Source organism: Marinobacterium aestuarii (genome assembly GCF_001651805.1).
Taxonomy (GTDB): domain Bacteria; phylum Pseudomonadota; class Gammaproteobacteria; order Pseudomonadales; family Balneatricaceae; genus Marinobacterium_A; species Marinobacterium_A aestuarii.
Genome location: NZ_CP015839.1, coordinates 2,065,591 through 2,079,050 on the forward strand (window position 1 = coordinate 2,065,591; position 13,460 = coordinate 2,079,050).

Below are 13,460 nucleotides of genomic sequence, written 5' to 3' on the forward strand. Positions count from 1 at the left end.
AACTTCATCGATTACGGCAAAGTCCTCATTGTTATGGCGTGTACCGTCATGCCCGGTCTTGTCGCCTTGCACTCTGTCCCAATCGTCACGAATAGGACCTTTCCAGTCTGGATGGGATGAGTCGTCGCACGAAGCCTGCCACCAAATCATTTGTCTTCCTCGCGTTATATATGGCTTGGAACATTAGCCAGTGTATGTGATCAGGACGCTTTGGCAAGTTTATTGATGCAGTTATTACTGCTATTTTTCAGTCATAACAGGAAGCGGCTCAAATACCTACAGTTCCAGTCTGGCCCTGGCAAACAGTTGGCTTCTAGGATATTGTACAAAAAACCACGCAAGTAACTTGTGTTGCTTGACTGTCAGGAGTCGTAGAGAACTTTCAGCTATTCACAATGCGGCGATGATACTAGCCCGGATGTTGCAGCATAAACAAGAAGGGCGACCTGGTTTTGCGTTATAATTCAATTGCTTAAGTCGAATATAACTACCCGGTCGCCCATGACACATTGTACTGTTACACAGGACCTATTTCCACGTTGTAAAGGTCGTAAAATCGAGACCAATTTCGACGGTGGCGACATCACGTCCGATGCCGGTGTGTTGCTGCTCCGACAGCTCGACCGGGAGCTGGGGCTTACCCGCTCGATCGCCCGCAAGATTACGGATCCGCGCAGCCCCTCCCATTGCCGGCACCAGGCACAGACCATGATCCGACAACGCGTTTACGGACTGGCGCTGGGTTACGAAGACCTCAATGATCACAAGACACTGAGGCATGACCTGGCACTTCAGACGGCCGTCGATAGCGATGCTGAACTGGCCAGTCAGTCCACATTGTGCCGGTTCGAACTCAACGCTAATCGGGCCTGGGCCGTGGCCATGCATGAAGAACTGGTTGAGCAGTTCATTCGCTCGTACAGGAAGCCACCGAAGCGGCTGATTCTCGATTTCGACGCGACTGACGATACGGTGCATGGGGAGCAGGTGGGCCGCTATTTCAGTGGTTACTACAGAAGTTACTGTTTCTTGCCGCTTTTCGTTTTCTGCGGGCAGAAGCTCTTGGTGAGCTATCTGCGCCCTGCCTATGTTGACGCTGCCAAGCATGCCTGGGCCGTTCTGGCCCTGCTGGTCAGGCGGCTTCGAGCCGAGTGGCCGCAGGTGCAGATCATCTTCCGGGGCGACAGCGGCTTCTGCCGACCACGGCTGCTGACCTGGTGTGAGCGCCACGATGTCGGTTATGTCGTCGGCATCGGCAAGAACTCCAAGCTGGAACAGCTGGCACTGGATACCCGTTACCGAGCCGCTGTGGCGTTCGAGGCCACTCGGGTAAAGCAGCGCGGCTTTGCGACGCTCTGGTACTCGGCCCGGAGCTGGAAGAAACGCGTGCGCAAAGTGATCGTCAAAGCGGAGTTCAGCTATCAGGTGACAACAACCGCTATATCGTCACCAACCTGCCGGGCTCTGCCAAGTGGCTCTATGACCGGCGCTACTGTCTGCGGGGCGATATGGAGAACCGGATCAAGGAACAGCAGTGGCTGTTCTCGGACAGAACCAGCTGCCACGACTGGTGGCCCAATCAATATCGTCTGCTGCTGTCCGGTCTGGCCTACGTCCTGATGGAAAGGCTGCGCAGTGGCTACCTGCGTGGCACCCGCTATGCCCGCGCCCAAGTGACCACGCTGCGTACCCGGCTATTGAAAATCGGTGCCGTCATCACCCGCAACACTCGCCGGATCCGCATCATGATGAGTAGCACTTATCCGGACCAGGAGCTGTTCCAGAAGATAGCCGCCAAGCTGGCGCCGGGGTAGCGCCAGCGGTGCTGCTCCCGGCACGAAATAAACAATGGGGTAAGGGGAAGTTGCGCTCTCATCGTACCATTTGATCAAGAAACAAACAGTTCGCCGGAGCGTGCTCTTCACATCGGACAGAACTAAACGATTGGGCCCTCTACTCGAGGGCCGGATGAAACATTCGGGCTAGCACTTTCAATAGAATTTATATTTTGACTACTAGTTATGTAAGCTCAAATATATGTTTATATCTTGTAGTTATTTATCTTTGATTAATTAGGTATATTGAATAAGCCGTAAACATAGCGTTATAGATTCATAAAAAACGGAAAATTACGAAAAGCAAGAAGGTTGTGAATTAAACTTCGAAGAGCGACGCCCCCCTATGCTGGCAAGGTATTCCTCAAAGACCATTTCAGGCTGCCCGAACCAGAGGCATTTTCGAGGCCTCAGGTTTAACCGTTTCTCCGCCTGCCGGACATCCTCGTCAGTGATCATCCGTAGATCCGTTCCCTTCGGGATGTACTGGCGAAGTAGGCCGTTAAAGTTTTCATTAAGCCCTCGCTCCCTTGGGGTATACGGATGGGCAAAGTAGACGTCCGTATCCGTGCCTTGGCGATCTCCCGATGCTCAACGAGCTCGGCGCCATTAGCCGCCGTGTTTGGTCTCGACCTTGCGCACCAGATAAAGTCTACTTTTGCGCTCCACCAGGGTAACCAGCGCGCCAGTACCGGGCTTGTCCAATACCGTATCGACTTTCCTGTCGCCGAAGCGCTCCCGCGTATCTACGATGGCCGGTCTGTCCTCGATTGATCGAGGCTCCGGGATCACCGAGCGCTTGCTGTTCTTACCTCGGCGATACCGCTTATACCCCTGACGCAGCGCTTTGTAGAGCTTGTCGACACGTGCTTTGTCGGCCGCTACATAGCGGTAAATCCATTAATGGCTGACTGGCATCCCGATACGGCTGCCAATGCTGCTGATCTGTTCCGGACTCCATTGCAAGGAGAGCGCCCACTTACTATGGCGGTCACTTGAAACTTGTGCGTACGTGTCCCTCAAACCTGGTCTGTAGCATTTGCCTACTCGCACTCGCAGATGGGAATTTAGTGTAGGTTGAAGTGTAGGTCAGTGATTTTTTGTTCAATTAATGCTTATAAAATAAAGATAAGGTACTGCTGCATCATGAAAGTGGCCGGAGGGGGGAATGACAAGCGGCAGGTCGAGTCTACGCTGGTCAAGCTACAATCGCTCCCCGCGGGGCTGAATCAGCCGGAGCAATTCCTAGCCGATACCGGCTATTTTAGCGAGAAGAATATTGACATCTACCACCTCGCAAAGACCGAACAGCTGATTGCCACACCGCGTGCGACGAGCACCACCAGAACTGGCGCTAGCGTTTTTAGGAGCAGGCATCGCTGGCAGAGTCGGCCAGTCAGCTCGAGCAGATGAAGTATAGGCTGAAAACCAAAGCCGGCTGGGCGCTCTACGCGCTGAAGATCAGACGGTCGAGCCTGTGTTCGGGATCATTAAGTCGGTTATGGGCTTTCGCCAATTCCCGCTGCACGGATTGTAGAATGCCGAAACTGAATGGGCGCTGATGGAGCTTGGAACGCATGACTGATTTGCGTCCACACTTCGCCCAATGGGTTTAAAAGGCGGGAAATTTCGCTCGTCGGAGGCGAGTCCGCCTGATGATAGGTTGACATGCGCACCAACATAGAGCATTCCGCAATAACGAGTGGCGCTTGGCTATCATGAGAGCATCAAGCCCGACAGGCAGCTAGGAGGGCGTGGGTGTCAAGACTTCTATAGCCATTGTGAGAAAGTATGGGGGTATATATGGGGGTATCTGTATATTTATAAAGAATATAAATACAAATATAACAATTAGTTATGTTCCATATTGGATTCCCGCTACCCGCTCCAGTTTATGGCCGCCCAAATTACGTCTCAGCGTCGCGTAAGTCCTTCAGGTCGATAGATTCCGTAGGTCGCAATCACGACAAGCCTGCGCATTTGTGCTGCAGGAATTCCTTCAGCACTCTCACCAGTGGGCTCAGCTGTCTGCGATCGGCAACCACCAGGTAGAGCGGGGCGACTTCTCCCTGCCATTCGCTGCACACCTGGACCAGGCGTCCGGCGCGCAGGTCTTCGGTGATGTCGAGCTTGGACTTGTAGGCGATACCCTTACCGCTAATCGCCCAGCGTCTGACCATGTCACCGTCATTGGAGGAGCAGTTGCCGCTGACCGTGATCATAGCTTCATCCTGCTTTTGCCGGTTGAGGAAGTGCCACTGATCATGCACCCGTTCGCCTACCATGAAGCACAGGCAGTTGTAGTTCACCAGGTCATAGGGTGTGGCAGGCTGTCCTGCGCGGGCGATGAAGTCGGGGGATGCGCAGAGTATGCGCCTATTATCGGGCGCCAGTGGCACTGCGATCTGAGTCGAGTCCGGTGGCACGCCATAGCGAATGGCGATGTCGACTTCTTCTTTCATAACGTTCGAGACATGGTCCGACAGGATCAGGCGGATCTGAAACTCCGGATGTGTCGTCTGCAGTTCATCCAGCCAGGGCGCCAGCAGGTTGCGGCCAAAGTCAGAGGACACCGACACCCGCAGGGTGCCACCCGGTGCTGCATGAATCGAGCGGGTTGCATCCCGGGCTTCGATCATCAGCTTGAGCGCCTGCTGGCAATAGCGCAGATAGAGGGTTCCCTCCTGAGTCAGGCGCAAACTGCGGGTCGAGCGGACGATCAGCAGGGCATCCACATCCTCTTCAACCCGCTTCAGGGCTGCACTTGCGGCCGAAGGGGTGATGTCCAGGCTTCTGGCGGCTTTCGAGAGGCTTCCGAGCTCCGCGGTACGGGTAAAGATTTCGATATCCTTGAAGGCTTTCATTATCAAATAATTTTTGAAAGTGTTGGCTTTGATTAGCAGTGTTTCAAATTTACCACATAAAGTAATCTGTCTGAACAGACTGCAGGGTGGTGACCCCCAGCGGTCCCGAAATTTTGTAGCCTGTCCTGCGCAGGTCTATTTAGCGTTATCAGACAAGAGGTCGACATATGGCTATTCAGCAGGTTTCCCGGGCGCGTTACACCACCAAGGTGTTCGATTCGAGCTACCAGATACCGCAGGGCAAGATTGACGAAATCAAGGCGCTGTTGCAGATGAGCCCGTCATCGGTTAACTCGCAGCCCTGGCACTTTGTGATTGCATCCACGCAGGAGGGCAAGGCGCGTATAGCCAGGGCCGCGACTGGGGCCTATGCCTACAACGCGCCCAAGATTCTGAAAGCCTCCCATGTTATTGCCCTGTGTTCGAAAACCGCTATCGATGCGGCGTACCTTGAACAGCTGCTGGACCAGGAAGATGCGAGCGGTCGCTTCGCCAATGCGGATCTGCGTGCAGCCCAGCACAAGGGCCGTTCAACCTTTGTGAACCTGCACCAGGATGAACTCAATGATATGCAGCACTGGATGGAAAAGCAGGTTTATCTGGCACTCGGTACAGTATTGCTCGGCGCCGGTGCGCTCAATATAGACGCCTGCCCGATGGAAGGTTTTGATTCCGAGATACTGGATGAGGAACTTGGATTGCGCGAGCAGGGGTATAGCAGTGTTGTATTGGTATCCCTTGGAAAAAGATCAGTGGACGACTTTAATGCGCCTTTGCCCAAGTCACGCCATGGGGCGGAACATGTATTCACTGAAATATGATTTTTAATTACTGCCTGGTTTTATTCAGGTTTTTCTAACCCCCGTTCCCATAACTTGATCCCGCTGTACGGGCGTTTTGGTGTAGCCTTTCTCGTTTTTATTTAATTATATTTTATCTTTTCTTGAGGTTGATGGTCTCCTGTCTCCTGTAGAGAGGTGCTAATAATTTCATTAAAAATTAAGGTGTTACTCCGTTGGTTTACATGAATTTCCTACTGTAACGAGATTGCACAGGCCTCTTTTATTTATTGTATGGCGCTGATGTTTTTACTGGTCAAGAGGTTTTGAACGCAGGTGATGCATGGTTTTTTTTAACTAATATGCCGGACTGTTTTGAGGTTTATCTGTGTTCTTCTGCTGATTAGTCTTCTCATTTGGTGATTTTGACTCAGAGCCTAATGTTAGGATTATTTTAAATACAAAGCGCAATTCAAAGGGCGGGTACTGGTTATGAATAACCTGAATTCAACAGATGAATATGATGCACGGGATATAGCGCTTGAAAACAGCGACTGGATAGAGGCGCTGGAGTATATCCGCCGCGACCAGGGCGAAGGCCGTAGTCGCGAGATGCTGCGGTTGTTGCAGGATCACCTGCTGAAACAGGGTGTCAGCCTGGCCGAGGCGACCTTGAATACGCCCTATCGCAATAGCATCCATCCCCATCAGCAGCCAGGCTACCCAGGCAATATCGAGCTGGAACAGAAGGTCGAAAACATCATTCGCTGGAATGCCATGGCGATGGTGCTCAAGGCCAACGATAACGGCTCGGGGGTGGGTGGGCACATTGCGACCTATCAGTCCGCCGCCACCACTCTGGAGGTGGGGTTCAACCACTGGTTCCGCCGGCGCACCGGCTCATACGGCGGCGATATCCTGATGGTGCAGGCCCATTCCGCGCCGGGTATTTATGCCCGCGCCTACCTGGAAGGCCGGCTGAGCGAGCAGCAGCTGAACAACTTTCGCCGCGAACTGCAGGACGGTGGTGGCTTGCCGTCATACCCGCACCCGCGGCGCCTGCCGCAATTCTGGCAGCTGCCGACCGCATCCATGGGGCTGTCGACGCCGTCGGCGATCTATCAGGCGCGCTTCATGAAATACCTTGAGAATCGGGGGCTCAAGCCCGATAACGGCGGCAAGGTCTGGTGCTTTATCGGTGACGGTGAATCGGATGAGCCGGAGGTTCTGGGTACCATCAATATGGCGACCCGCGAAAATCTCGATAACCTGGTGATGGTGGTGAACTGCAACCTGCAGCGCCTGGATGGTCCGGTGCGGGGCAATGGCAAGATCATTCAGGAGCTGGAACGCAGCTATAGGGGTGCCGGTTGGGACGTTATCAAGGTGATCTGGGGCAGCGAGTGGGATGAGCTCTTCTCCCGCGATCAGGATGGCTTGCTGCAGGCGCGCATGGACCGGGCGGTCGATGGCGACTATCAATTCTATACGGTGTCCGATGGCAAGACGGTGCGTGAGAACTGGATAGACGGCGATGAGCGTTTGGCCGACTTGATGAAGAGCCTGAATGATGACGAGATTCGCGTTATCCGCCGTGGCGGCCATGATCGCAAAAAGATCTATGCAGCCTTTGAGCGTGCGGCGAAAAACACCGGGCGACCGACGGTCATTCTGATGAAAACGGTCAAGGGCGAGGGTATGGGCGCGTCCGCCGAGGGGCAGAATACGGCGCATCAAAAGAAGCAGTTCAGCGCTGAGGAGCGTATTGCGATTGGTCGGCGTTTTGGTATTCCGCTGAGCGATGAGCAGATGGCACGGGCCGAGTTGTACAAACCTGCCGGCGAGAGCCCGGAAGCACAGTACCTGCACCAGCATCGTCGGCAGCTCGGGGGTTATTTGCCGGCGCGGGAGGTGAGCTGTCAGTGCCTGGCGGCCCCGCCCCTGAGTCTGTTCAAAGCCGCGACGGACGGCAGTAGCCGGGAGCAATCCACCACCATGGCCTTTGTGCGCATGCTGGCGGCGATGCTCAAGGACAAGGAGCTGGGTCGATACATTGTGCCCATAGTGCCGGATGAAGCACGCACCTTTGGCATGGAGTCGCTGTTTAAGCAGTTCGGTATCTATTCCAGTGAAGGGCAAAAATATAAGCCGGTGGATGCCAGTTCGTTGCTGCCCTACAAGGAAGCCAAAGATGGCCAGCTGTTGCAGGAAGGTATCTGTGAAGCCGGGGCAATGGCGTCCTTTCTGGCGGCGGGTACGGCCTATGCCAATTTCGCGGTGCCGATGATCCCGTTTTATATCTTCTACTCGATCTTTGGTTTCCAGCGCGTTGGCGACATGATCTGGGGCTGTGCCGATTCCATGGCCAAAGGCTTTCTGGTCGGCGCTACAGCCGGACGCACGACCCTGAACGGCGAGGGTCTGCAGCATCAGGACGGCCATTCACAGGTGGTGGCGTCCACGGTGCCGAACATGCGCAGTTACGACCCGGCATTTGCCTACGAGCTGGCGGTGATTGTGCGTGATGGTATCGAGCGCATGTATCAGAACGATGAAAATATCTTCTACTACCTGACGCTCTACAACCAGAACTACCCGATGCCGGCCATGCCACAGGGTGTGGAAGAAGGGGTTATCAAGGGGATGTATTGCTATCAGCGCAGTGAGGCTCAGGGGCACAAGGTTCATCTGCTGGGCAGTGGCAGCCTGATGCAGGAAGTGCTGCAGGCGGCCGACATTCTGCAGGGCTTTGGTTGCAGCGCCAACATCTGGAGTGTCACCAGCTATAACGAATTGCTGCGCCAGGCCCAGCAGACCGAGCGGCAGAACATGCTGACGCCAGAAGCAGCCACGCAAAATTACATTGAGCAACTGATGGCGGATGAGGGCGGGGTTGTAGTGGCGTGCAGTGACTTCATGAAGTCGCTGCCAACGGGCATTGCCCGCTGGCTCCCGCAGACGTTCATTGCCCTGGGCACGGATGGCTTTGGCTTGAGTGAATCCAGGCCGGATCTACGTGATCACTTCGAGGTCGATGCGCGCTATATCGCCTGGTCAGCCCTGACCGGCCTGTACCGGGACGGCGTCTTGAGTGCGGATGCGCTGCGACAGGCGCGGGTGCAGTTGAATATCCCGCAGGTGAAGACAGACCCTGCTTCGTTCTGAGCAGGGTCTGGGGCCGCTTGGCCTGCCCGTCACCAAAAGCGGCGTTGTAATCCTGCTGTCATCTGAACAAGGTAAAAGGCGGGTGGATGTCATCGTCAATCCATCCGTAACCTGCCCGTGATTCTATGAAAACCTGCCGTAAACCGTTGCCACCGTTGAATGCACTGAAGGCCTTCGAGGCTGCCGCGCGCCTGCGCAACCTGACCCGGGCGGCCGAAGAGCTGCACGTGACCCAGGGCGCCGTCAGCCAGCAGGTTAAATTGCTGGAGGACTATCTGGATACCCAGCTGTTCGTGCGTAAACCGCGCAAGCTGGAGCTAACCGATGCCGCAAGGGCATATCTGCCGGTATTGACCGAACTCTTTAACAGGTTGCAGGCCAGTACCCACCAGTTGTTCGATACCGATCATCGCGCCTTGCTTAACGTCAAGTGCGGTAGCAGCTTTATGCAGCGCTGGTTGATGCCGCGGTTGGCGGATTTTTATCGCCAGCACCCCGGCATCAGAATGCGGCTGATGTCGTCGGTCTGGCCCTCCCAGGATGAAGTGGAGGAGGCGGATCTGGAAATCTCGAACGGGTTTGGCGACTGGCGCGGCATGCAGGTCGAGAGGTTGACGCGTGAGCGCTGGCTGGTGGTGGCAAGCCCGGAATATCTGGCGCGCTACAGCATTAACGAAGATCCGTTGCGGCTGTTGCAGTTGCCACTGATCAGTACCGTCGGGGAACAGGAGCATTGGCAACAATGGTTCCGCAGCCAGGGTGTGGTTGATTTCTATCCGCAGCCGGTGCTGGAGTGCGATACCAGTACGGCGTCGATCGATGCCGCCTGCCACCATATCGGTCTGCTCATGTGTCGCAGTTTCAGTGTTGCGCCAGTGCTGGCCTCTGGCCAGCTGCAGCAGGCGCACGCCTTCACACTGCCAGCCTCCGGGGCACATTACCTGGTGTTGCCGAACAAGCCGCCAGCCCCCAAAGTGATGGCTTTCAGCCAGTGGCTGAAGCAGCAGATGGCCGCGGAGGAGCAACGTTTCGATGCATGAATCCCCGTTTTTGCGAGGGTCGCATCGGCGCAGGCCTTAATTTGGCTCGCAGCTTTGTACTTGCGGGTCAGGCTTTGTGCTGGGTCGGTGTGTGCTCGACCAGGGCCTGTGTGAGCGCACGCCATTGCCGGGCCGTGATGGCACCCTCGGGGGCAAGTAGCCAGTAGGTTTGCGCGGATATGAGTTCATGGGAGGAAAGCCTGACCAGGTTTTTCGAGGCCAGGTCGTCTGCACACAGGGGTAATGACGCCAGCACGACCCCGAGCCCAGCACGGGCGGCCGCGAGTGCGGCCGACATCGAGTCATAGCGAAGTCGTGGCACCGGGGTGGCGGGATCCCCCGTCTGCTGTACCCATTCCTGCCAGCCGGCCCGGGGGCCGGACAATGCGATGCGCGGCAGTGTCTGCCAGTGCCCATCGTCCTGCAGAAGCGAGGGGGCGGCAACGGGGCTTATGACTTCCTGGAACAGCGGTGCCTTGAAGTGGTAAGGCCAATCCCCTGTGCCGTAACGGATGCGCAGCACGTCTTCCTGCAGTGCGCTATCGGTCGACAGGACCATGGTCTTGAACGAATAGTGGGTCTGGTCTGCGGCCAGCAGCGTTTGCAGTCGTTGTCCGATCCAGAGCTCGATAATGGACGCGCTGGCCGAGATACTCAGTTGATTGCGTTTCACGCCGAAAAGCTCCTCCGAGCTTTGTTGCAGTGTGCGCAGGGCGCTGCTGACATAGGGCAGCCAGGCTTCGCCGTCAACGGTCAGCACCACGCCCCTGGCGCCGCGCAAGAACAGCTGAGTACCAAGTCGATGCTCCAGGTTGCCGATACGCTGACTGATGGCGGACTGGGTGAGTCCGGTTTCCTGTGCCGCTGCGGAAAAGCTGCCGTTGCGGCCTGCCGCCTCGAATGCCCTTACCCACTCCAGCGGCAGGTTCTCCAGTGATCGTTTAGGTATTAGCAAAACAGCATCTCAGGTTACAAAAGCATAATTTGTAATGATGTCAGCTCTCACCAAGAATGGCACCTGAATTTTCCACTCATTGAGGGCTGCATAGTGAATATTTCGATACTGCAGGAGGGCCGGGCACTCGAGGTTCGGGCTCAGGGCAGGAGGGTGCGTTTTCACGCCATCTGGCTGCGTGACAATGCCTGGGACAGCGAGACCCGTGCGGCCGGAAACGGCCAGAAGCTTATCAAACTGAGTGATATACCCATCGACACGGTGATCGCGGCGGCCTGTTGTGAAGGCAAGGTGCTGAAGCTGACCTTTGCACCGGAAAACAAGGCGGTTCGCTACGATGTGGACTGGCTGCTAGCCCATGCCTATGACCACGACAGGGTGCAGCAAAAGGGCTGGATTGATTCCCGGGTGGAACCCTGGGACAGGGCGGGCATGCCCAGCCCCCCGGTGGGGAGTTTCGCCGAGGTCTGTGCCAGCCCGCAGGCGTTGCACGACTGGCTCGCAGATCTCGCCCGTTTTGGCGTTGCCAAGCTTGAGCAGGGGCCTGTTGCCGACCAGGCGCTGATGCAGGTGGTCGACCTGTTCGGCTATGTGCGTGAAACAAACTATGGCCGATATTTTGAGGTCCGCAGTGAGGTTAACCCCACCAGCCTGGCGTTTACCCGCCAGGGACTGCAGGCGCACACTGACAACCCCTACCGCGATCCGGTGCCGACGGTGCAGGTGCTGTACTGCCTGGAAAACTCAGTGGACGGAGGCGACAGCCTTATCGTGGATGGCTTTCGTGCCGCCGCGCGCCTGCGCGACGAAGCCCCCGGGGCCTTTGATCTGCTGAGCCGCTACTGCGCACGTTTCGAGTACCGGGGCGCACAGGGCGTGATTCTGCAAGCTCGCCGACCGATGATCGAGCTTCAGCCCGACGGCAGCCTGATCGCAGTGCGCTTCAATAACCGCTCCGCGGCCGCGTTTACCGATGTGCCCTACGCCGATATGGAGGCCTACTACGCCGCCTATCGTCGTTTCGGCGAAATTATCGACGACCCGGCGATGGCGGTGCGTTTTCGTCTTAATCCGGGGGAATGTTTTGTTGTGGACAATACCCGCGTGATGCATGCCAGAACGGAATTTTCAGGCCAGGGTATGCGTCATTTTCAAGGCTGTTATGCCGACAGGGATAGCCTGCTGTCACGGCTCGCAACGCTGCGGGAAACCTTAGGGGAATAACCACATGAATCAGCAATACCCTTCCTTGAGTGCGCAAAATATAGTCGCCTTTCTACAGACGCTATTCGACAACTGCAATGATGCTTACCTGGGTGAGGCGGTCACGGTGTCGCAGCACATGCTGCAAGGTGCGACCCTGGCGCAGCGCGGGGGCATGCCGGATGAAGTGATTGTCGGTGCCTTGCTGCACGATATTGGCCATATGGTTTCGCCGCTGGGAACCTTTGCGATTGACGATACCTGGGACCGACATCACGAAAACAGCGGCGCGCGGCTGCTGGCCGGTTACTTCCCGCAAGTCGTTGTCGACTGCGTACGTCACCACGTGGCCGCCAAACGCTTTCTGTGCGCGACGCAGCCGGATTATTTCGATCGTTTATCGCAGGCCTCGGTACATTCACTGCAGTTGCAGGGCGGCCCGATGACGGCGGATGAAGTCGCCGAATTCGAACGGCTGCCCAACCTGGAGACCATCCTTCAGGTACGCTACCTCGATGAAGCAGGCAAATGCCCGGCTATGAACACGCCCGGTTTTTCCCACTTTGCACCTCAGGTACAGCGCTTGGTCGATGCCCACCTGCAGGCAGGGTACTGAGCACGGAGGTCCCCCGGTTGCGGCCCGTCGCGGGCCACCTTTGCCCAGGTTCAGGATATTCGTTGCAACGGGTGAGCGTGAGTCTTTGCGGGGGATGGTCGTCCGGCCGCCAGCCCCGGCAGCTGGGCTGATGGTCAATCCATCGAGGCTCTGTCTACCAAGGCGACCGGGACGCCTTTCCGCGCGGGGGGGGGCAAATCCCTGGTCTCAGCTGGCGGTCAGCAGGGTGGGAAAATAGAAGGGGGCTTGGGGGCTGCATTGCGCAGTCGCCATAGATCAAATTGCGCCTGCGCAGGACAAGTCGTGCGCAGGCGTTGTTCAGACCAGGGTAAGACGCAGGTGCAATCTTACCAGTTTCGCTGCTGCCAGCCGCGTTCGGCGGCGATGGCATTGAGTTGCGCATCGGCGCTCACGGCGACCGGGTTGTCCACTTTCTCCAGGAGTGGCAGATCGTTGTGCGAGTCGGAGTAGAACCAGCTGCCCTGCAGGCTTTCGCGTTCGGCTTCGAGCCACTGCTGCAGCCGTATAACCTTGCCCTCACGGTAGGTCGGTGTGCCCTGAGTGCGACCCGTAATGCAGCCCCCCTCAAGTTCTATTTCAATGGCAAGCACATCTGTGATCCCGAGCAGGCGGGCGACCGGTTCAACCAAAAAGCGAGTCGAGGCCGAGATCACCACGCAGCGATCGCCGGCGGCCCGGTGTTCAAGGATACTTTCGATGGCGCCGGGGCGCAGCCGTGGCCGGATATGCTGTTCCACGTAGCGCTCGAGATCCGCGTCAAGCGCGGCCAGAGGCACGCCTATGTGATGTTGCAGCTGCATTTCGACGTAGCGGTGTATGTCCAGTTCGCCGCGTTGGTAATCGACCATCAGCGCCTGTTCCTGCGCCCGCCAGGGGGCGGGGTCCGTGATGTACTGATCACTCATGTAACTGATCCACAGGCTTGAACAATCGCCGTTGAGAAGGGTGTCGTCTAGGTCGTAAAGAGCCAGTGCCATGGCAT

8 protein-coding genes and 2 pseudogenes are annotated in these 13,460 nt (G+C 56.6%); 6 read left to right on the forward strand and 4 right to left on the reverse strand.

Annotation, left to right across the window (positions count from 1 at the left end):
• Positions 1–501: 501 nt before the first annotated feature.
• Positions 502–1,814: pseudogene (locus A8C75_RS23005) on the forward strand (IS1380 family transposase).
• A gap of 315 nt (positions 1,815–2,129) precedes the next feature.
• On the opposite strand, the pseudogene A8C75_RS23920 reads toward A8C75_RS23005, so the two are convergent.
• Both A8C75_RS23920 and A8C75_RS09110 read right to left on the reverse strand, forming a co-directional pair.
• Positions 2,130–2,732, reverse strand: a pseudogene (locus tag A8C75_RS23920) (IS30 family transposase).
• A 1,064-nt stretch (positions 2,733–3,796) separates the two neighbouring features.
• The gene (locus A8C75_RS09110) at positions 3,797–4,699 is read right to left on the reverse strand and encodes a LysR family transcriptional regulator (RefSeq protein ID WP_193788191.1); all 903 of its coding nucleotides are present in this window, start codon (positions 4,697–4,699) and stop codon (positions 3,797–3,799) included.
• A gap of 167 nt (positions 4,700–4,866) precedes the next feature.
• On the opposite strand from A8C75_RS09110, the gene nfsB reads away from it, so the two are divergent.
• The 3 genes from nfsB to A8C75_RS09125 all read left to right on the forward strand — a co-directional run bounded on the left by nfsB (position 4,867) and on the right by A8C75_RS09125 (position 9,683).
• Positions 4,867–5,520: an oxygen-insensitive NAD(P)H nitroreductase gene (nfsB, locus tag A8C75_RS09115; protein ID WP_067381037.1), complete on the forward strand. Its 654-nt coding sequence runs from the start codon at positions 4,867–4,869 to the stop codon at positions 5,518–5,520.
• 450 nt (positions 5,521–5,970) lie between these two features.
• A complete protein-coding gene (gene aceE, locus A8C75_RS09120; RefSeq protein WP_067381040.1) occupies positions 5,971–8,643 on the forward strand; it encodes a pyruvate dehydrogenase (acetyl-transferring), homodimeric type in 2,673 nt (890 codons plus the stop codon).
• 125 nt (positions 8,644–8,768) lie between these two features.
• Entirely contained in the window at positions 8,769–9,683 is a 915-nt protein-coding gene (locus tag A8C75_RS09125) for a LysR substrate-binding domain-containing protein (protein ID WP_067381043.1), read from the forward strand.
• Between the two features lie 67 nt (positions 9,684–9,750).
• Here A8C75_RS09125 and A8C75_RS09130 read toward each other — a convergent pair whose 3' ends face one another.
• A complete protein-coding gene (locus A8C75_RS09130; protein ID WP_227819868.1) occupies positions 9,751–10,638 on the reverse strand; it encodes a LysR family transcriptional regulator in 888 nt (295 codons plus the stop codon).
• A gap of 93 nt (positions 10,639–10,731) precedes the next feature.
• On the opposite strand from A8C75_RS09130, the gene tmpA reads away from it, so the two are divergent.
• Complete coding sequence (tmpA, locus tag A8C75_RS09135; protein ID WP_227819869.1) at positions 10,732–11,862, forward strand: 2-trimethylaminoethylphosphonate dioxygenase; 1,131 nt, start codon at positions 10,732–10,734, stop codon at positions 11,860–11,862.
• A 4-nt stretch (positions 11,863–11,866) separates the two neighbouring features.
• Positions 11,867–12,457: an HD domain-containing protein gene (locus tag A8C75_RS09140; protein ID WP_067381049.1), complete on the forward strand. Its 591-nt coding sequence runs from the start codon at positions 11,867–11,869 to the stop codon at positions 12,455–12,457.
• A 347-nt stretch (positions 12,458–12,804) separates the two neighbouring features.
• Here the strand turns inward: A8C75_RS09140 and A8C75_RS09145 are convergent, their stop codons facing one another.
• Entirely contained in the window at positions 12,805–13,455 is a 651-nt protein-coding gene (locus A8C75_RS09145; protein ID WP_067381052.1) for an HAD family hydrolase, read from the reverse strand.
• Positions 13,456–13,460: the final 5 nt, after the last annotated feature.